Origin of the sequence: Pseudoduganella sp. LjRoot289, from assembly GCF_964252925.1 — a bacterium.
GTDB lineage: Bacteria > Pseudomonadota > Gammaproteobacteria > Burkholderiales > Burkholderiaceae_D > Rugamonas.
This window is the reverse complement of record NZ_CAXUPN020000001.1, coordinates 167,069-186,494: the sequence shown is the minus strand read 5'-3', so window position 1 is coordinate 186,494 and position 19,426 is coordinate 167,069. Positions and strand designations below refer to the sequence as shown.

Below are 19,426 nucleotides of genomic sequence, written 5' to 3'. Positions count from 1 at the left end.
CCGCGGCACGGTGTGCTCCAGGTCTCCCGCACCCAAAAGCAAAACGGGACGCTGGCGAAAATCAGCGTCCCGTTTTTACTTTCCGCCGCCGCTATGGGCCGGCGCCGCGATCAGGTGATGTAGTTGAACAAGGACAAGCCCGTCAGCGTCTTGTAGGACTTCTGCGCCGCCTCCAGGTTGATCTGCTGCTGCGTGAACAGGGAGATGGCCTGTATCGTGTCCACGTCCTGCAGGTCGGCCAGCGTGCTGGCGTACTGGATGTTCAAGTCCTCGCCGGAGCTGTCCAGATAGTCCATCTCCTTGAGCCGCGCGCCCACCGAGGCGCGCACCGACAGCAGGTTGTCCTGCGCGTTGTCGATATTCTTGTTGACCTGGTTCAACGCATTGCTCAAGCGGGCCTGCCCGGCCGCGCCTTCGCCGTTCTGGCGCAGCGCGGTGATCAGGTCGCGCACGTTTTCGAACACGGATTTCTTGTCGCTCGGATCGACCGTGAAACTGTCCAGTTCGGCCGGATCGCCCGTGATCTCGAACTGCAGGCCGTCGAACGCGATGCTCTGGCCGCTGGTGTAGGGAATCGGGTCGGGCGGCACCGGGTTGGCCGGCACCGGCTGGTTCAGCGTCAGGTCCGTCACCGTGTAGGTGGTGACCTTGGGGATGCCCGGCGTGGCCGGCACCACGGTGAAATTGATGGCGTACTGGTGCCCGGTCAGCGCATTGGGGTCGGTGACCGCGCCGGGCGAGATGACGCCGGTGCCGCCGCGGTCGTAGTTGGCCGGGTCGACGCCGGTCTGGAAGCTGCCGTTGCCGGTGACGTTGTTCTCGAAAATCGAACTGCCCGAATCGCTGATGCTGATCTTGCGGGCGGAACCCACCTGCAAGGTGCGCTCGCCCTGGTCGCCCTGGTAGATGGCGCCGGTGGCGTTCAGCGTGAACGGTATGCTGTCCTTGAAGCCGGAGAAGATATAGCCGCCCGAACCGTCGGCCGTGTTGGCGATGCCCAGCAAATCGTTGAGCCGCCCCTCCAGCTCGACCGCCAGCGATTCGCGGTCCTTATTGGTCTGCGAACCGTTGCCGGCCTTCACCGCCAGCTCCTTGACGTCCTGGAACAGCTGGGTGGCCGAGGCCAGCGCCACTTCCTCCTGGGACAGCGAACTCTTGGCATTCTGGCGGTTGGTGGCCAGCTGGGTATTGATCGATTGCGACTGCGTCACCTCCAGCGCGCGCGCCGAGGCGATCGGATCGTCGGCCGGGGTCAGGTTGCGGCGGCCGGTGGCCAGTTGCTGCTGCACTTTGGCAAGCGAAGTCTGCAGCGTGCCGAGCTGGCCGACGCCGTTGTCGTAGATCGTTTTGGAACTGATGCGCATGCTCATGATAGCTCTACCTTACTTTGATCCTGCTTGCTCTTTATCGGCCCAGCGAGAGCAGCACGTCGAACAGCGTGCTGGCGACCTGCATCACCTTGCCGGCGGCCTGGTAGGCCTGCTGGTAGCGCAGCAGGTTGGCCGCCTCCTCGTCGAGGTTGACGCCGGACACGGCCTGCTGCGCGTTGCTGGCCTGCTTGACGGCCGCCGTCGCCGCGTCGGCGCCGATCTGCACTTCGCGCGTCTTGTTGCCGACGAAGTTGACCATGGACGCGTAGGCGCTCTGGTAGGTGGTCTTGCCGCCGTTCAGGATGTTCTTGGACTGCAGGTCGCCCAGCAGCGCGCCGTTGCGGTTGTCGCGCGTGCCGCCGGTGTTGGGAGCGACCGTGAAGGTGTCGGTGTCGCCCGGCGTGCCGCTGATGGCGATGTTGACGCCGCCGAAGCTGATGCTGGCGCCGTCGGTGTAGGGGATGGTGGGCGTGCCGGCCGGATAGGTGGTGCTGACGCCGTTGGCCGTCACCACCACATCCTGCGCGGCCGGGAAGCCGGACAGCGAGCCGGTGAGCGCGTCGTAAGTCAAGGTCACCGGGGCGGCCAGCGCGTTGCCGGGCGTCAGGTAGGCGGCATCGACGGTGCCCGGCGTGATCTTGCCGTTGCCGGTGTTCGCCAGCGGCGCGTTGGTGACGATGGGCGCGGCCAGCGCGATCTTGCCGACGTCGGTCAGCGCGACCTTGAACTCAGACGCAGCCGCGAAGGTCGGCCGCACCTGGAAGTGGTCGCCCTGCTGCGGCGTGCCCGTGATGCTGTACTCGACGCCGTCTATCATCTGCGGCACCGCCTGCGGGAACGGGTTGATCACCGTGGCCAGACCGTCCGAGGCGCGCGTGAGCACGAAGTTGGTGCCGTCGAAATTGAGGTCGTAATCGCTGGTGGTGAGCGCACTGGCGTCCTTCACCACGCCCGTCACGACAGCCGTGCTGAGGTCGGAATTGCGCGAGTCGACGCCGACGTAGGCGTTGATATCCTCGAAAAAGTTGCCGCCCAGCGCGCCGTTGCGGTCCTGGCCCAGCTGGTGCTGCGCATTGAAGCTGCTGGCCAGGCCAGCCGCGACCTGGCCCAGCTGGTTCTGCGCGCGGTCCAGCGCGCTGCTGCGGAACTCCAGCAAGCCACCCAGGGCCCCGCCGCTCAGCGATCCCTCCGGCAGCGGCGAGATCTTGTTGCCGGTGGCGTAGCCGACCGTTACACGGCTGACATCGGTCAGCGAGGCCGTGGTGGCCAGCTCGAAATTGCGGTTGCCGATCACCAGCGGCTGGCCGCTGCCGATCGACACCGTCAGCGTGTGCGCGTCGCCCTGCGTGACGGTGACCTTGACCAGCTTGTTGAGGTCGTTGATCAGCTGGTCGCGCTGGTCCAGCAAGTCGTTCGGCGCCTTCGACGGATCCACCGTCAGGCCGGCAATGTCGTTGTTCAGTTTGCCGATCTGTTCGGCGTAGGAATTGATCTGCGTGACGGTGGACGTGATCTGGCTGTTGACGCCATCGCCGATCTCGGCCAGGCGCTCGCTCAGTCCCTGGAAGCGCGCCGCCAGCGTGTTCGACACCGACAGCATGGCGCTGCGCGAGGCGTCGGTGGCGGCGTTCGCGGTGGCGTCCTGCACACCCTTGAAGAAGTCCTGCAGCGCCGGCGACAGGCCGGAGGTGGTGTCGGCCAGCAAGTTGTCGATCTGGCTGACCTGGGCATAGAAGGTGTCCAGATTGGCCTCGTTCGACTGCGCACCCAGCAGTTGCTTGGTGAGGAAATCGTCGTACTGGCGCTTGATCTGCGTGACCTCGGTGCCGGTGCCGATATAGAAGCCGCCGCTGCTTTGCGGCTCGGTGTTGGACTGGACGACGGTCTGGCGGTTAAATCCCGGCACATTGGCGTTGGCGATGTTGTGCCCCGTGGTGGACAGGCCTACCTGTGCCGCCAACAAGCCGCTTTTGCCGATGCTGAGAAGACTGGTCATGGTGTGTTTACTTTCTTTATCAGCTTAGTCTACGGCAGCGGCTGCCAAAACTTGAAATTCTCTGAGGCAACAGTGTGCGCTATCTTATTGATCAAGCAAGGGATTGCTTGATGATGCGGGTCAGTTTGGCGGCGTACTGCGGGTCGGTGGCGTAGCCGGCTTTCTGCAGGCCGTGCGCGAAACCGCTGGCGTCCTTGGCGCTGGCCAGCACTTTCTCGTAGCGCGGGTTATTGGTCAGCAACTTGGCGTAATCCTTGAAACTGTCGGCATAGCTGTCGTAGGCGCGGAAGCGTTCGACGCGGGTCTGCGGCTTGCCGTTGACGTATTCGGTGGTGACCGCCTCGGCCACTTTGCCCTTCCACTCCGGGCCGGCTTTGATGCCGAACAGGTTGTGGCTGGCGCTGCCGTCGCGGCCCTTGATCTCGCGCTTGCCCCAGCCGCTTTCCAGCGCCGCCTGACCCAGCATGAACTTGGCCGGGATGCCGGTCGCCTTGCTGGCCTCGTCGGCGTGGCTACCCAGCTTGGCCTGGAAGGCGCGCACGTGCGGCGCCGACGAGCCCTTGCCGGCCTCGCCCACCGCGCTGGCGTCGGCCTTGGCGCCGGCGGCGTTATTGGCGGCGTTGTTGGCGGCGGCCGTGCCGCCGGCCGCCGCGATGGCGCGCTGCAGCTTGGCGGCCATGGCCGCGCTGGCAAGGTTGCCGCTGTTGGCGATGCCGGACGCGTCCGCCGCGCCCGGTTCGCCGCCCAGCGCCAGCGCCTGGTCGTTCTGTTTCGACAACTGGCGCACCAGCACGTCGGACAGGCCGACGCCCTTTTTCGCCAGGTTCTGGCTGGTCTGCTGGTCCAGCATGGTGGTAAACATCTTGGTCTGCTGGTTGTCCAGCATGCCCTCGCCGGGCGACGCTTCGCGCATGCTTTTCATCATCATGTTGATGAACATGGCCTCGAACTGGGTGGCAGCGCCCTTCAACGCCTCGGGCGAGCCCTCGCGCGCCGACTGGCGCAGCTTGCCCATGCCGTTGACATCGGTGGCCAGCGTGGCGGACAGGTCGTTCGTAGCAGGGCTCTGGCGTATCATGGCAGCCTCCTCAAATGATTTCGAGTTCGGCGCGCAGCGAACCGGCGGCCTTCATCGCTTGCAGGATGGCCAGCAAGTCCTGCGGCGTGGCGCCGATGGCGTTGAGCGCCTTGACCACCTCGGCCAGCGAGGCCCCGCCCTTGATCAGCATGACCTTGCCGCTGTCCTTCTTGATGTCGATATTGGCGTTCTGCGTGACCACGGTCTGGCCGCCGGACAGCGGGCCGGGCTGGCTTACCTGGGCGTCGGCCGTGACCGAGACAGTCAGGTTGCCGTGCGAAATGGCGCAGGTGTCCAGGGACACCGCCTGGTTCATCACCACCGAGCCGGTGCGCGCATTCATGATGACCTTGGCCGCCATCTGGGCCGGATTGACCTGCAGGTTTTCCAGGGTGCCGAGGAAGGCCACGCGCTGGTCGCTGCTCGACGGCGACTGCACGCGGATCACGCGCCCGTCCAGCGCGTAGGCGATGCCTGCGCCGAACTTGTCGTTGATGGCGTCCACCACGCGGGCGGCCGTGGAGAAGTCCGTGGTGTTCAGTTCCAGCTTGATCTGGTTGCCCTCGCCCAGCGCGCTGGCCACCGCGCGCTCGACCGTGGCGCCGCCGGAGATGCGGCCCACGGACAGGTGGTTGACCACCACCGAGCTGCCGCCGGACTGCGCGCCCACGCCGCCCACCAGCACGTTGCCCTGGGCCATGCCGTAGACCTGGCCGTCGGCGCCCTTGAGCGGCGTCATCAGCAGTGTGCCGCCGCGCAGGCTCTTCGCGTTGCCCATCGACGAGACGGTGACGTCCATCAGCTGCCCAGGCTGGGCGAACGCGGGCAAGGAGGTGGTCACCATCACGGCGGCCACGTTCTTCAGCTGCAGCGTGTTGGCGGCCGGCAAGGTGATACCCATCTGCTGCAGCATGGACATGACGGTCTGCACGGTAAACGGGGTCTGGGTGGTCTGGTCGCCGGTGCCGTCCAGGCCGATCACCAGGCCGTAGCCCATCAGCTGATTCTGGCGCACGCCGGCCACGCTGGCCAGGTCCTTCAGGCGCTCGGCATGGGCGCCCGGGGCGGACAGCAACAGCAGCGCGCCGGCGAGCGCCGCCGCCGTCATCCTGGCGCAGCTGAATATCCATGCTGCGCGGCTGGCCTGGCGGCGCATGGATTCCCGTTGGCACGGGAATGACGGTGTGGTGGTGGTGATTTTCATGGTCAGAATGGCAGTACGCTGAGGAAGAAGCGTGAGACCATGGAGTTCATCTCGGCGCGGTCGATCTTGGCGCTGGTGCGGTACTCGACGCGGGCATCGGCCACGCTGGTGGAGGCCACGGTGTTGCCGGTGCCTATGGTGTCCGGGTTGACCATGCCGGAGAAGCGGATGTATTCCACGCCCTTGTCGAGCGCGATCTGCTTCTCGCCGGCGACGATCAGGTTGCCGTTCGGCAGCACCTCGACCACGGTGGCGCCCATGGTGCCGGTAAAGGTGTTGCTGGCCGACTGGCTGGCATTGTCGGCGAATTTATTGTCGGCGCTGGTGGTGATCTGGCTGCCGAACACGCCGGCCAGCTGGCCCGGCGCCTTGAAGTTCACGCTGCCGGACTTGCCGCCCGCGCTGGCGCCGCTTTTCACCGCCGAGGTCTTCTCGGTGATGACGATGTTGATCACGTCGCCCACCAGGCGCGCGCGGCGGTCTTCGAAATGCGGGCGGTAGTTCTGCGCCTGGAAGATGGCGCCGTTGCTGGGTGCGGCCATCTGCGCCTGCGTCAGCGGACGGGCGGTGGTCGGCCCCTGCACGATGGAGGTCGGCGCGGTGCCGCAGCCGGCCAGCGCCAGCGCGGACCAGATGGCGAGGGAGGTGATCGCTTTCATGGCCATGCTCCTTACAGCTGCGCCAGCTTGGCCAGCATCTGGTCGGACGTGGTGATGGCCTTGCTGTTGATTTCGTAGGCGCGCTGGGTCTGTATCATATTGACCATCTCCTCGACCACGTTGACGTTCGAGGTTTCCACATAGCCCTGCAGGATGACGCCGGTGCCGTTGGTGCCCGGCGTGTTGTTCTGCGCCGCGCCCGAGGCGCCGGTTTCCACGTACAGGTTTTCGCCCTTGGATTCGAGGCCGGTGGGGTTGATGAAGGTGGACAACTGGATGCTGCCGATCTGCTGCGCGGCGGTCTGGCCCGGCAGGGTCACCGAGACGGTGCCGTCGCGGCCGACGGTGATGCTTTGCGCGGTGACGGGAATGGTGATGGCTGGCTGCAGCACGAAGCCGCTGGAAGTCACCATCTGGCCGTTGCTGTCGCGCTGGAAGGAGCCGTCGCGGGTGTAGCCGGTGGTGCCGTCGGGCAGCAGCACATTGAAGAAGCCGTTGCCGTTGACCATCAGGTCTTTATCGTTGCCGGTCGCCTGCGGATTGCCCTGCGTGTGGATGCGCTCGATGGCGACCGGGCGCACGCCGGTGCCGACCTGCATGCCCGATGGCAGCTGCGTCTGCTGCGACGACTGCGCGCCGGGCTGGCGCACGTTCTGATACAGCAAGTCCTCGAACACGGCGCGCGACTTCTTGAAACCGTTGGTGCTGACGTTGGCCAGGTTGTTGGCAACCGTGTCCATTTGCGTCTGCTGCGCTTCCATGCCAGTCTTGGCTATCCACAGCGATCGTATCATTTGCTTTCTCCCGGTAATGGTCGTGGAAGGCTAAGCTCTTTCCACGTCACCATTATGCGGGGGGAAGCGTTAAGTCAAAGCGAGGATCTGGGTGGCTTTCGCGGCGTTATTCTCGGCATTCTTCAGCAAACTCATTTGCGTTTCGAACTGCCGCCCGAGCGAGATCATGTTGACCATGGCGTCCACCGGGTTGACGTTGCTGCCCTCGAGCGCGCCGTCCACCAGGCGCACATTGGGGTCGGCGTCGGCCGGCAAGCCGGTCTTCTGGCGGAACAGGCCGTCGGTGCCGCGCTCCAGGCCCTTGCTGTCCGGATTGACCAGCTTGATGCGCCCCAGCACATTGGCCGGGCCGGGCTTGGTCTGGCTGGTGTCGATCACGCTGACGGTGCCGTCGGCGGCGATCGCGATTTCCGACTGCGGCGGCACCGCGATCGGGCCGTTCTCGCCGGCCAGGGTCTGGCCGCTGGTCGTTTGCAGCAAGCCGTTCTCGCTGACCTTCAGGCTGCCGTTGCGGGTGTAGGCTTCCGAGCCGTCGGACGACTGCACCGCCATCCAGCCCTCGCCGCGCAGCGCCACGTCCAGGCTGCGCCCGGTGGTCTGGATAGGCCCGGCGCGGAAATCGGCGCCCATGGTCGAATCGACCACGAAGGTACGGGTCGGCAAGCCTTCGGCCTGCACCGGCACCGCGCGGAAGGAATCGAGCTGCGCGCGGAAGCCGGTGGTGGTGGCGTTGGCCAGGTTGTTCGAGGTGGTGGCCTGCTGTTCCAGGACGTGCCTGGCGCCAGTCATGGCGGTATAAACGAGTCTGTCCATAGATTGCTCCGGCAACTGTCGCTCCCGCGTCCGCGGGAGTCCATACGCCGCATGGATGCCCGCAGACGCGGGAATGACATGGCTGGCGTGCTAGCCCTGCGGGATTAACGCAGGTTGACCAGCGTCTGCAGGACCTGGTCCTGCGTCTTGATGGTTTGCGAGTTGGCCTGGTAGACGCGCTGCGCGGTGATCATGTTGACCAGTTCGGCCGTCAGATCCACGTTCGACGTTTCCACCGACGACGAGCGCAACTGGCCGACGCTGCCGGCGCCCGGCGTGCCCACCTGCGGCGTACCGGAGACCGAGCTTTCGGCCCAGGCGTTGTTGCCCAGCGGCGTCAAGCCGTCCACGTTGGCGAAGTTCACCAGCACGATCTGGCCCAAGGGACGCGACTTGCCGTTGCTGTATTGGCCCAGGATCACGCCGTCCGCGCCTGCCGAGAAACGCTCCAGGTGGCCGGACGAGTAGCCGTCCTGGCTGGACGCTTTCTCGCTGGTGGCGGTGCCGTACTGCGTGGTGCCGACAAAATTCATATCCATTGTCAGCGGCGCCACCGAACCGGTGTTCGGGAAGATCGGCAAGTTCAAGCTGAACGGCAGCGTGTTGAGCGGATCGACGAGAGCCATGGCAGTCGCACTGAGCGAGCCCTTCTGGTCGAACACCAGCGTGGAGACCTTGGTCGGCGGCGCGGAAATGGCCTTCGACAGCGCCAGGTTGATCGCATCGGGATTGGTGCCGACGATGGCGCCCACACTAGCCGGGTTACCAGCGCCGTACAACGCCGCCAGCGCGGCGCTCTGCGCCGCCGTCACGCCCGGAATCGCGTCCAGCACTGCCTGCATGGCGGCACCGGCCGTGTCGGCGTAGGCACTCGCGGCTGGCCCGATCTGAAGCGGATCACCAGTCACAACGGCCGCCTGATAGGCGGCACGCGCGGCGATGACGCCAGCGTCCGTCGCGACCACGGCAGCCACTTCGGCCGCCGCCTTTTCCATCCCGTCGCTGCCCACATACACATCCCAGGTATTGGCGTCGGTCTTCACGTAATAGGTCGACAGCACGTGCGGATTGCCCAGGCTGTCGTACACGTCCAGCACGGTCTGCTTGTTGTAGGTCAGCGGATCCTGCGCGTCGAACGGAATCTTGGTCGGCACCTTGCTGCGCGAATCCAGGTTCAGTTCGAAATTGGCCTTGGTGGTGGCGACCGGCACCAGGTCGGCGGTGTCGATTGCGATCGGGCCGGGCGCGCCCTGCAGCACCACGCCGTCGGTGGTGACAGGATAGCCGGTCAGCGCGTTACCCTGGGCGTTGATGATGGTGCCGGTTTTATCCAGCTGGAACTGGCCGTTGCGGCTGTACTGCACGCCGCCGCTGGGCGTGGTGGTGCGGAAGAAGCCGCCGCCGTTGATCGAGATGTCCAGCGGATTGTTCGAGGTCTCGATATTGCCCTGCGTGAACTGCTGCGCCAGGCGCGACACCGACACGCCGATACCGGCGTTGTTGCCGCTCACGCCGTTCAGCGAATTGGCGTACAGGTCGGCGAACTGCGCTTGCGAACCCTTGAAACCCACGGTACTGGCGTTGGCGATGTTGTTGCCGATGACGTCCAGCGATTTAGCTGCGGCGTTCAGGCCACTGAGTCCTTGTTGGAACATGATTTCCCCTAGTAGGTGGGTTACAGGATTTGTTTGATGTCGGCCATGGACAGCTGGCCCGAGTTCGGCACGTTCAGCTTGACGCCGCCCGCACCGGTGGAGACGCTGGCCACCACGCCGAACTGCAGCGCCGTGGCGTCCTTAAGTTCCTTGCCGCCTGCCTTGGCGTTGACCTTGAACACATAATTGCCGTCCGCCAAGGTGGTGCCGTCTTCCGACTTGCCGTCCCAGGTGATCGGCATGGTGCCGGCGGCCACATTCTTCATGCTGATGGTGTCGACTTCCTTGCCGGCCGCCGTCGAGATGACGATTTCCACCGTATCGGCCGGCGTGGCCAGGTCGATGCCGAACAGCGCCTTGCCCTCGGCCAGGCCGACGTTCTTGCCGGCCGACAGCACACCGTGGTTGATCATGCTGGTCGCCTGCAGGTTCTCGCTGGACTGGTAGCTGGCCTTGAGCGAATCGAGCGTGGTGTTCAGCTTGTTGACGCCGGTCACGGTGGACAGCTGCGCCAGCTGGCTGGTGATCTGCGCGTTGTCGAGCGGGCTCATCGGATCCTGGTTCTTCAGCTGGGTCACCAGCAGTGTCATGAACTTGTCGGTGTCGGCTTGCACGCTGTCGCTGGCAACCGCCTTCTTCGGGTTGACCGCGTTCAGCAGCACATCGCTGGGTCCGGGGGCGGTGGAGGAAACTGCACTCATGGTTGATCTCTCGGGTTATTCGGCTGACTGGATTACTGGCCGATGGTGAGCGTTTTCAGCAGCAAGGTCTTGGCCGCGTTCATGGTTTCGACGTTGGTCTGGTAGGAGCGAGAAGCCGACAGCATGTTGACCATCTCGTCCACCACGTTGACATTGGGCATGGTGACGTAGCCCTTGTCGTCTGCCATCGGGTGTTTCGGGTCGTACATCTGCTTCAGCGGCGACGGGTCCTCGATCACGCGCTGCACCTTGACGCCGGTGGACGCGCCGCCATTGGCGGCCGGCTGGGCTTCGAACACCACCTGCTTGGCGCGGTAGGCTTCGCCGCTGGCGCTGGTGGCGCTGTCCGCATTGGCCAGGTTGCTGGCCACCACGTTCAGCCGCTGCGCCTGCGCGCTCATGGCCGAACCGGAAACATTGAAAATACTAAACAGCGACATGATTATTGTCCTCCCTGGATCGCCGCCATCAAGCCCTTGATCTGGGCGTTGATCAGCGTAATGCCGGCTTCATAGCGCAGCGCGTTGTCGGCGAACTGGTTGCGTTCCACATCCATGTCCACCGTGTTGCCGTCGACCGCGCCCTGCACGATGCCGCGGTACTGCAGCGGCGTGCCGTCGGCCAGCGCACCTGCTGCTTGCTGGGGGACGGGGAAATGCTGCTGCGCGGTGGTCTTCAAAGGCTGGTTGGGGCCGCCGCGCGCCATGGCGCCCTGCAGCGCGGCCGTGAAGTCCACATCGCGCGCCTTGTAATTCGGGGTGTCCGCGTTGGCGATGTTAGACGCCAGCACGGTCTGACGCTGCGAACGCAGGCTCAGGGCCGTTTCGTTGAAGCGCATGTAATCGTCCAGTTTCCCTAACATCGCAATCTCCCGCACACTTTCTATTGGTGACAGGATCGATGATACGGACGAGCACGGCCATCCGATCGGACGAGCAGCCCCGGATTTGCCGCCTTATTCCCCGCTTCGGGACGCCGGGCGCGGTCTATCATGGCCACATACACTGAAGGCCCCATATGAAACGCACCCTGATCACCGCCCTGCTCCTTATTTCCTCCGCCGCCCATGCTAAGGCTCAGGCGCAGCAGCCGGCCGCCCCCGCGCGCCAGGACCTCGCCGCGCTGCGGCTGGGCGTGGAGCAGTTCCTGCAGACCCAGACCATGGGCTTGCCTGGCACGGTGACGGTCAACGTCGGCCCCATCGACCAGCGCATGGCGCTGGCGTCCTGCGCCCAGCTGCAGCCTTTTTTCATGCCCGGCGCGCGCGCCTGGGGCAAAACCACGGTGGGCGTGCGGTGCGCGGCCCCTTCCCCGTGGACGGTGTATATTCAAGCGAACGTGGCAGTACAAGCCGAATACGTGGCCAGCGCGGTGCCGCTGGCCCAGGGCCAGCCCATCGAAGCGAGCCAGCTGGTGCTGGTCAAGGGCGATTTGACAACCTTGCCTGCCGGCATAGCCACCGATGTCAGCCAGATCGTCGGCCGCAGCAGCAACGCATCGCTGGCGGCGGGCACGCCGATGCGGCTCGATACGCTGCGCAGCAAGCAGGTCATCACGTCCGGGCAGCTGGTGCGGGTGGTGTCGGGCGGAGCCGGTTTTCGCGTCTCGGCCGAGGCGCGCGCAGTCAGCGCGGCGGCCGAGGGGCAGATGGTGCAGGTAAGGACCGCCGGCGGCCAGCAAGTGAGCGGCGTGGCCAAGGCGGGTGGTCTGGTGGAGGTGGCGTTCTGAGGGAATGTTGACATTGCATTGCAGAACGCTAAAGTTTAAGCATGCGGTGCCGTTAATAACTCAGATCCCGGGGTGTTTTTACTCCAACCAGACGAGGATATTGCTGTGAAAATTAACGACTCAGTCAAAAGCACGCCAGGCCTGCCGGCTTCGCCTGCGACAACGACCAATGCACGCGGCGCCGACAAGGCCAGCGCCGCGCCCATCCCCACCGAGAGCGTCAAGCTGTCGGCCCAGGGCCAGGCCATGGCCGCCAGCGGCGCCGCCTCGAGCAGCGCCGTGTTCGACAGCAAAAAGGTCGAGCGCATCAAGCTTGCAATTGCCGATGGGCAATTCCAAGTCAATTCGGAAAAAGTGGCGGACGGCTTGCTGGAAACGGTGAAAGATCTGCTGCACTCACGTAAAAGATAGGTAAACGCCATGCAATCCGTCTCGCCCGCTGTTTCGCCCATCGCCAGCCTGCGCGAAGAACAGCGCGTCATCACCGCTCTGCTGGACGTGCTGAAGCAGGAACAGCAGCACCTGGTGGCGGCGGACATTGATGGCTTGACGGCGTTGACGCCGAAGAAATCTTCCCTGGTCAACGACATGGCCGTGCTGGCCAGCCAGCGCCACAACGCGCTCGGCGCGGCGGGCTACAAGGCGGAAGAAGCGGGCATGGAAGCCTGGCTGGCCGCCGGCGGCGACAGCGAGGCCGCCCCGCTGTGGTCCGAAGTGCTGGAACTGACCCGCGCAGCAAAAGAACTGAACCGCCTGAACGGCACCCTCATCAGCAAGCACCTGAGCCACACGCAAGGCGCGCTGCAAGCACTGCGCCCGCCAACCCAGGGCAACTTCTACGGTCCCAGCGGCCACGCCACATCTGCCCATCCACGCAGAGGCTTCCTGGCCGGCTAAACTGGTCCGCGCGCACCGCCCTGCGGTGCATGCCCGCCATATCACCATCTAGCCTTGCGCTTGCGGCGCGCCGCAAGCAGCCATGCCACGCCAGGACCAGGGCACGCTTGCCCGCTATTGACCGGCGTCAATGACTCTTCATTGACTCGATGCAGCGATGTGAACTCTTCTCATAATGCATCGATGCACACAAAACTCTATGTCGCCGTCAGCGTGATTGCGCTGAAACTTGCCGCCGCGGCCACGGCCCATGCTGGTCCAGCGGTCACGTCCGCGCTCGAAGGCGAGCGCCTGGGCCTGCACGACGCTACCGACTTCCGGTACGGCACCGGCCGCTGTGCAGGCTGCGCGCCAAAACAGGCGCTGTGGTATTTCCAGGATGAGGGCTTGGCCGTGCCGCGCAACGTGCCTGGCCAGGCGCCGGCCACGCCCGGCCTGCCCGACCTGATCTGGCTGGGCTCGCCGCACCTGGTGCCAGAAGCCACGCTCGCCCCGTCCGGCGACGAGTTGCTGGCGGGGACGGACGCGCCGATCGCCATGCGCCTGGCTCCGAGGATCGATTCCAACCGCTCCTATTTCAATGCCAGCTCGCTGGACTTCTTCAGGCAGCGCACCGTGCGCTTGCGCGGCAGTCTCAGCGAAGAGGCGGGCCGACCCAGCTTCGAAGCGCGCACCATCTGGCCGCGCGACTTCGTCATTGGCGCCGCCCCGCTGCCGAAGCGGCCGCTTACGGCAAACGACACGCTGGCAGGCTTCATCCAGCAGGACGGCGGCGGCGCCCGCAGCCCCTACGCCACGCGGCTGGTGTGGGAGCGCGAGGGCGCCGCCCAGCCCGATTGGCGCGGCAAACCGGTGCTGGCCATCATGCTGAACGGAGCCCAGGGCGATGACGACGAAGCCTACGGCGGACACTTCGCCATCGCCACCGGCCGCCTGGGACAGCGAGGCGAATGGGCCGACTGGCTGGTGAACAATTTCTACAATCTCGATTCCTACAGCGAAAAGGGCATCATCGCTTCCATGGCGCCGATGGATAACTACCTGATGGACCTGAACAGCGGTCAGCAGTATTACCGGCCCTCGCACATGCTGGTGGCCATCCTGCGCGACGCCCGCACGGCACAGGCCTACCAGGCCAGCGTGCAGCACACTTTCCGCGCCTTCTACCGTCACGACTTCAGCTACCGGCACGCGGCCGCCAACTGCGCAGGCATTAATATGGACGTGCTGCGGCGGCTGGGTTGGCAAGTGCCCCAACTGGGGCCGACCAGCCGCCTGAAGGCGCTGGGCGCCTATGCTTATATGGCCGCCAGCGAACTGAGCCTGGCCAGCGGCCAGCAGGCGTACGACTACTACACCGAAGAGCAGACGCGCTTGTACCCGGCAGTCGCTTTCACGGCGCTTGGGCAGGACCTGCTGGGCCTGCTGGGCGGCCAGCCGGGCCGCGCGCTGAGCGCCTACGAACAACAACTGCGGACCGATGTGGAGGCGCTGGTGCTGGTGCGCATTCCGCAAGTGCCGTCCAGCCGCGCCTTTGGTTCAGCGCCCGTGTTTTCCATCGACGAATTCATGGCGCGCGCGCCGCGGGACAAGGCGCAATGGAAAACCGTGCCGGTGCCGCCGCGTCCCTTCCCTGCCGAACTGCGCGAGGGCACGGCGCCGGCGGACAGCGGATTGCCGGTGCCCTTGCCGGTCGGCGGGCTACTGCTGGGACTGGCAGGCATGGGCGCAGGCTGGCACTGGCGCAGGCGCGCCAAACAGAAGCGCTAGAGTGCTTGGGCCGCGTTAAAAAATAGCCTGGTCTTTTTTTGCGGCCATCTAAAAACCAGGTTTCTTTGACGTGGACCTCAGCGCGGAGGCGGAGGCGCAGGCAGTGCGGGGGCGACGGGAGCGGTGGGCACTTCGGTGGCCGGATCGGGGATGCCGGACAGGATGGTCACCGCCACGCGGCGGTTGCGGGCGCGGCCGTCCGGCTGCTCGTTGGGCGCCACCGGGTAGTTGTCCGCGTGGCCGACGGCGGACAGGCGCGCGGGCGCCACGCCGGCATCGATGAACAGGCGCACCACGGCCCCGGCGCGCGAGGCCGACAGCTCCCAGTTGGACGGGAAAGCGTTGTTGCGGATAGGCTGGTTGTCGGTGTGGCCCTCGACCTGCACCGCGTGCGTGTCGTTCTTCAGCAGCACCGCCACCGCCTGCAGCGCCTCGCGCGACTGGCTGGTCAGCACGGCCGCGCCCGGATCGAACAGCACGCTGGCGTTGATCTCGACGCTCACGCCGCGGCTGTTCTGCGTCACCCGCACCTTGCCCTCTTTGACCAGCGGCGCCAGGGTGGACAGCAAATCCTGCGCCAGCTTGGTCATCTGCTCCTTCTCCTTGCGCAGCAGCTCGGTGCGCCGGCGCAGGCCGGGGTTCGGGATAGGCAGGTTCTGCACTTCGGTGTTGACGGGCTTGGCCGAACCCTGGCCGCCGAAGGCGTCGCCCAGCGCGTCCGAGAAGATCTTGTACTTGCCGGTGTTGACGGCGGCCAGCGAATACATGACCACGAAAAAGGCGAACAGCAGGGTGATGAAGTCGGCGTAGGAGATCAGCCAGCGCTCGTGGTTCTCCGGCTCGTCGTCGAACTTCCTGCGGGCGCGGCGCTGCATGTCAGTACTCGCGCAGCAGGGTCGCGATGCGCTCGTCGATCACGCGGCTGTGGTCGCCCGTGGCGATGTCGTAGAACACGGCGGCGGCGATTTCCTGCTGGTGCACATTCTGCGTGACGATGGTCTTGAGCTTGTTGGCGATGGGGTAGAAGAACAGATTGGCCAGCCCGACGCCGTAGATGGTGGAGACGAAGGCGACCGCGATGCCGGTGCCCAGCTTGGCCGGGTCGGCCAGGTTTTCCATCACCTGGATCAGTCCCAGCACGGCGCCCAGGATGCCGATGGTGGGCGAATAGCCGGCCGCCGACTCCCAGATCCGCACCGCCTGGCGCTCGGCCGTTTCATAGGCGGTGATCTCGGTGTCGAGCAGGTTGCGCAATTTATCCGGGTTGATGCCGTCGACGATCAGGCGCAGGCCCTTGGCGTTGAACTTGTCCTTCGACGCCAGCATGTAGCGCTCCAGCGCCAGCATGCCGTCGCGCTTGGCGGTGCTGTTCCAGGCGCCGATTTCCCGCGCCAGCGCGATGCGGCTGTCCGGCGGCGGCGCGAACACCCAGGCGCCCATGCGCAGGCCGCGCACGAAGGTGGCGGACTTGGTCTGCAGCAGCACCGCGCCCAGGGTGCCGACCACCACGATGGCGAAGGCGGCCGGCTGCAGCAGCGAGCCGAGCTTGCCGCCCTCCAGGCCCTGGCCGACCAGTACGCCGGCCACGCCCAGTATCAGTCCCGCTATGCTGGCCCAGTCCATGCCTGCTCCCGTAACGAGGCGCGCAGGCGCGCCACCGCTTGCGTATGCAGCTGCGATACGCGTGATTCGGAGACGCCCATGACGGCGCCGATTTCCTTCAGGTTCAATTCTTCCTCGTAGTACAAGCCCATCAGCATCTTCTCGCGCGGCGGCAGGCCGTCGATGGCGTCGATCACGGCCTGGCGGAAGTCGGTGTCGAGCAGCGCGCGCAGGGGGTCGGCCTCCTCGTCGCTGTGGTAGCGGTCGAGGAAACTGTCGCCGCCGTCGTCGTCGCGGAAGTCCTCGTAGTACAGCAGCTGGTGGCCGCCGCCCTCGGACAGCATTTCCTGGTAGTCGGCCAGCGACAGCTTGAGCGATTTGGCCACTTCCGATTCGCTCGGCGGCCGGCCCAGGCGCTGCTGCAGCGTGGCCATCGCGGTTTCGATCTTGCGCATGTCCTGGCGCATGCTGCGCGGCATCCAGTCGCTATTGCGCAGCTCGTCGAGCATGGCGCCGCGGATGCGCATCACGGCATAGGTTTCGAACTGGGCGCCGTGGGTTTCCTCGTAGCGGTTGATGGCGTCGAGCAGGCCTATCATGCCGGCCTGCACCAGGTCGTCCACTTCCACGCTGGGTGGCAATTTGGCCTTCATGTGATGGGCCAGCCGCTTGACCAGCGGCATGTGCTCCGTCAGCAGCGAATTCTTGTCCGCTTTCCCTTTGGCCGTGTACATATTTCTAGTTTTTCTTAGACGCTAAAATGGTTGCTGCTCCCCGTACGCAAGTTGGGCGCGCCGGCCAGCGCCAATCGCCCCGCCAGCTGCCGGAACGCGACCGACGCGCCGGCCAGAGGAAAGGCATCGACTACCGCGCGCCCCAGGCGCGCCGCGCGCTGCAAGTACTCGTCGGCCGGCACCGAACCCATGGAAACCAGGTTGACGGCAATGTAACGACTTGCCGCCTGCGCCATATTATCGTAAACCACCTTGGCTTCGGCCTCGGATGCGCCTGTTACCAGGATGCCGAAGGGCCTGCGGCCCAGTTCGTGGTTCAGGCGCTTGATCATGCTGTAGGCATTCTTGATCGACGTGGCGCTGTTCGACACCTGCACGACGATCTCGGAACTGGCCATGACCGGCACGGGGAAAGCCTCGCCGTCGAATTCGCCGTCCACGATGACCATGCCGGTCTGCTTGGCCAGCACGTCGAAAGCCTTGGCCAGGCGGCGCGTTTCGTCGGGGCCGGAGCGCGCCACGCCGCGTGTCATCGATACCACACCGAAGCCCTGCGGCACCTGGTGGATCACCTGGTTCAGGCCGCATTCCTGGCGCGCCACCTCGAGCAGGCTGGCGCCGTTGTCCACGCCGAGGCGGGAAGCCACGCCGTGCGCGCTGGCGCAGGCGTCAACCAGCAGCACGTCGTTGCCGGCGCGGGCCAGCGAGGCGCCCAGGTTGACCAGCATGGAACCCTTGTCGTCTTGCGGGGTGGCCGAGAGGAAGGTGACGATGCGCGGCTGCGGCCCCGCCAGCATGCGGCGCAGTCCTTCGGCCTGGTCGAAGTCGAAATTAGCCAAGGTGCACCCCGCGCAGAGCGTTGTCGTTGCCGGCGGCGGCCATCACCAGCGGCAGTTCGCTGTCGGCGTACTGGCTGGCGGCGCTGCCCTGCTTCAGGCGGAAGGCGCGCTCGACCAGCGCGGCCGGGTCGGCCAGGTGCAGGTCTTCCGGCACCCGCTGGCCGCTCGACACGTAGAACATGTTCAGTTTCTGGCGGATCACCACGTCCAGCACGTTGCCGATGGAGGCGGCCTCGTCCAGCTTGGTCATGATGCAGCCGGCCAGGCCGCTGCCCTGGTAGGCGCGCACCACCTCGTTCAGGGTTTCCTGGGTCGAGGTGGCGTTCAGGCACAGCAGGCGCTGCACATTGGCGCCGGTGCCCTGCAGCATGGCGACCTGTTCCGCCACCATGTGGTCGCGCTGGCTGACGCCGACCGTGTCGATCAGCACGGTGTGCTTGTTCTTCAGTTCCTTCAGCGCGATGCGCAGGTCGGCCTCGTCCTTGACCGAGTGCACCATCACGCCCAGGATCTTGCCGTAGATGCGCAGCTGTTCGTGGGCGCCGATACGGTAGGCGTCGGTGGTGATCAGGGCCAGCTTTTCCGGGCCGTGGCGCATCACGCAGCGCGCGGCCAGCTTGGCGGTGCTGGTGGTCTTGCCGACGCCGGTCGGGCCGACCAGGGCGAACACGCCGCCCTGCTCGATCAGCGCGTCCTCGTTGGCGATGGCGCTCACGTTGCGGGCCAGCACGGTCTTAATCCAGCGCATGCTGTCGGCGGCGTCGCGGCCGGCCGGCAGTTTCTCTATCAGGTAGCGCGCCAGGCTGGCCGAGAAGCCGGCCGCCAGCATTTCGCGCAGCACCGCGGCCTTCTGCGGCTCGCGCTGCTGGGTCGAGCCCCAGGACAGCTCGGCCAGCTGGGTCTCCATCATGCCGCGCATGGCGCGGATTTCGCTCATCATGCCGCTCATCTCGGCGGCGGCGTTGGCCTTGGCGCTGTTCACGGCGTCGGCCACCATGGCGCTGATGCGCTCCAGGTCCAGCGACGGCGCGGCGGACGGCGTCTGCGCCGCAGCAAGCTGGCGCGGAACCGCAGGGGCAGCGGCGCGCACCGGCTGGCGCGGCGCGGATTCGGCGGCCGGCGCCTCCATGCGCGGCGCCGGGGCGGCGGTGCGCGGGGCGGCGGCGCGGTGCGTGGCTGCGCGCAGCGCAGCCGCGTCGAGCGCCTCCATCGGCGACATCGGCGACATCGGTGCCATCGGTGCCATCGGTGCCAAATAAGCCGGGGTCTCCGGGATGTCCAGGTAAGGGTTGGGCTGGGCCATCGGCGAGTCGGCCGACGGCAGCGCCAGCGAGGCGGCATCGTCGTTGGCCAGGGCGAGGATCTCGACCTCGCCATCGGTTGGACGGTTCGACAAGATCACCGCATCCGGGCCCAGGGCCTCGCGCACTTTGCGCAGCGCCTCACGCGAAGTAGGTGCAGTAAATTTTTTGACGTTCATGACCAGTTCCCCTGTTACGCAAGTGCCGCGCCTTCAAGACGGCGCGGCTCACTCCGACACTTGCATTATTAAGCATGCACTGGGGAAACGATCGATGGAACAGGGC

Annotated in this window: 20 protein-coding genes; 4 read left to right on the top strand and 16 right to left on the bottom strand. The window is 65.8% G+C overall.

Annotation, left to right across the window (positions count from 1 at the left end):
- Window positions 1–110 precede the first annotated feature (110 nt).
- From flgL to flgB, 11 genes are all read right to left on the bottom strand, one after another.
- Window positions 111–1,370: a flagellar hook-associated protein FlgL gene (flgL, locus tag ACSQ8Y_RS00860; protein WP_436264582.1), complete on the bottom strand. Its 1,260-nt coding sequence runs from the start codon at window positions 1,368–1,370 to the stop codon at window positions 111–113.
- A gap of 34 nt (window positions 1,371–1,404) precedes the next feature.
- Window positions 1,405–3,366: a flagellar hook-associated protein FlgK gene (flgK, locus tag ACSQ8Y_RS00855; RefSeq protein WP_436264581.1), complete on the bottom strand. Its 1,962-nt coding sequence runs from the start codon at window positions 3,364–3,366 to the stop codon at window positions 1,405–1,407.
- Window positions 3,367–3,457: 91 nt separating this feature from the next.
- A complete protein-coding gene (gene flgJ, locus ACSQ8Y_RS00850; RefSeq protein WP_436264580.1) occupies window positions 3,458–4,444 on the bottom strand; it encodes a flagellar assembly peptidoglycan hydrolase FlgJ in 987 nt (328 codons plus the stop codon).
- Between the two features lie 10 nt (window positions 4,445–4,454).
- The gene (locus tag ACSQ8Y_RS00845; RefSeq protein ID WP_436269720.1) at window positions 4,455–5,552 is read right to left on the bottom strand and encodes a flagellar basal body P-ring protein FlgI; all 1,098 of its coding nucleotides are present in this window, start codon (window positions 5,550–5,552) and stop codon (window positions 4,455–4,457) included.
- A 98-nt stretch (window positions 5,553–5,650) separates the two neighbouring features.
- Window positions 5,651–6,307: a flagellar basal body L-ring protein FlgH gene (locus ACSQ8Y_RS00840; RefSeq protein ID WP_436264579.1), complete on the bottom strand. Its 657-nt coding sequence runs from the start codon at window positions 6,305–6,307 to the stop codon at window positions 5,651–5,653.
- A gap of 11 nt (window positions 6,308–6,318) precedes the next feature.
- Window positions 6,319–7,101, bottom strand: coding sequence for a flagellar basal-body rod protein FlgG (flgG, locus tag ACSQ8Y_RS00835; RefSeq protein WP_436264578.1), 783 nt, complete (start codon window positions 7,099–7,101; stop codon window positions 6,319–6,321).
- A 69-nt stretch (window positions 7,102–7,170) separates the two neighbouring features.
- On the bottom strand, window positions 7,171–7,914 hold the full coding sequence (gene flgF, locus ACSQ8Y_RS00830) for a flagellar basal-body rod protein FlgF (protein ID WP_436264577.1): 744 nt from the start codon (window positions 7,912–7,914) through the stop codon (window positions 7,171–7,173).
- A gap of 104 nt (window positions 7,915–8,018) precedes the next feature.
- Window positions 8,019–9,569: a flagellar hook protein FlgE gene (locus ACSQ8Y_RS00825; RefSeq protein ID WP_436264576.1), complete on the bottom strand. Its 1,551-nt coding sequence runs from the start codon at window positions 9,567–9,569 to the stop codon at window positions 8,019–8,021.
- 20 nt (window positions 9,570–9,589) lie between these two features.
- On the bottom strand, window positions 9,590–10,270 hold the full coding sequence (locus ACSQ8Y_RS00820; RefSeq protein ID WP_436264575.1) for a flagellar hook assembly protein FlgD: 681 nt from the start codon (window positions 10,268–10,270) through the stop codon (window positions 9,590–9,592).
- Window positions 10,271–10,302: 32 nt separating this feature from the next.
- Window positions 10,303–10,710 carry a flagellar basal body rod protein FlgC gene (gene flgC, locus ACSQ8Y_RS00815; protein WP_436264574.1) on the bottom strand — a complete coding sequence of 136 codons (408 nt, stop codon included), beginning with the start codon at window positions 10,708–10,710 and terminating at the stop codon, window positions 10,303–10,305.
- Window positions 10,711–10,712: 2 nt separating this feature from the next.
- Complete coding sequence (gene flgB / locus ACSQ8Y_RS00810) at window positions 10,713–11,132, bottom strand: flagellar basal body rod protein FlgB (RefSeq protein WP_436264573.1); 420 nt, start codon at window positions 11,130–11,132, stop codon at window positions 10,713–10,715.
- 155 nt (window positions 11,133–11,287) lie between these two features.
- Here flgB and flgA point away from each other — a divergent pair, with 155 nt between their 5' ends.
- From flgA to ACSQ8Y_RS00790, 4 genes are all read left to right on the top strand, one after another.
- Window positions 11,288–11,998, top strand: coding sequence for a flagellar basal body P-ring formation chaperone FlgA (flgA, locus tag ACSQ8Y_RS00805; RefSeq protein ID WP_436264572.1), 711 nt, complete (start codon window positions 11,288–11,290; stop codon window positions 11,996–11,998).
- 105 nt (window positions 11,999–12,103) lie between these two features.
- On the top strand, window positions 12,104–12,409 hold the full coding sequence (gene flgM / locus ACSQ8Y_RS00800; protein WP_436264571.1) for a flagellar biosynthesis anti-sigma factor FlgM: 306 nt from the start codon (window positions 12,104–12,106) through the stop codon (window positions 12,407–12,409).
- A gap of 9 nt (window positions 12,410–12,418) precedes the next feature.
- Window positions 12,419–12,895: a flagella synthesis protein FlgN gene (locus tag ACSQ8Y_RS00795; RefSeq protein WP_436264570.1), complete on the top strand. Its 477-nt coding sequence runs from the start codon at window positions 12,419–12,421 to the stop codon at window positions 12,893–12,895.
- Between the two features lie 183 nt (window positions 12,896–13,078).
- Window positions 13,079–14,665: a hypothetical protein gene (locus ACSQ8Y_RS00790; RefSeq protein WP_436264569.1), complete on the top strand. Its 1,587-nt coding sequence runs from the start codon at window positions 13,079–13,081 to the stop codon at window positions 14,663–14,665.
- A 77-nt stretch (window positions 14,666–14,742) separates the two neighbouring features.
- Here ACSQ8Y_RS00790 and motD read toward each other — a convergent pair whose 3' ends face one another.
- The 5 genes from motD to flhF are packed head-to-tail and all read right to left on the bottom strand — an operon-like array spanning window position 14,743 to window position 19,320.
- A complete protein-coding gene (gene motD / locus ACSQ8Y_RS00785) occupies window positions 14,743–15,540 on the bottom strand; it encodes a flagellar motor protein MotD (protein WP_436264568.1) in 798 nt (265 codons plus the stop codon).
- Window position 15,541: 1 nt separating this feature from the next.
- Window positions 15,542–16,288: a flagellar motor protein gene (locus ACSQ8Y_RS00780; protein WP_436264567.1), complete on the bottom strand. Its 747-nt coding sequence runs from the start codon at window positions 16,286–16,288 to the stop codon at window positions 15,542–15,544.
- The gene (locus ACSQ8Y_RS00775; RefSeq protein ID WP_436264566.1) at window positions 16,270–17,001 is read right to left on the bottom strand and encodes an RNA polymerase sigma factor FliA; all 732 of its coding nucleotides are present in this window, start codon (window positions 16,999–17,001) and stop codon (window positions 16,270–16,272) included. The genes ACSQ8Y_RS00780 and ACSQ8Y_RS00775 overlap by 19 nt, the downstream gene beginning before the upstream one ends.
- A 14-nt stretch (window positions 17,002–17,015) precedes the next feature.
- Complete coding sequence (locus tag ACSQ8Y_RS00770; protein WP_436264565.1) at window positions 17,016–17,840, bottom strand: MinD/ParA family ATP-binding protein; 825 nt, start codon at window positions 17,838–17,840, stop codon at window positions 17,016–17,018.
- Window positions 17,833–19,320, bottom strand: a complete 1,488-nt coding sequence (flhF, locus tag ACSQ8Y_RS00765) for a flagellar biosynthesis protein FlhF (protein WP_436264564.1) — start codon at window positions 19,318–19,320, stop codon at window positions 17,833–17,835. The genes ACSQ8Y_RS00770 and flhF overlap by 8 nt, the downstream gene beginning before the upstream one ends.
- Window positions 19,321–19,426: the final 106 nt, after the last annotated feature.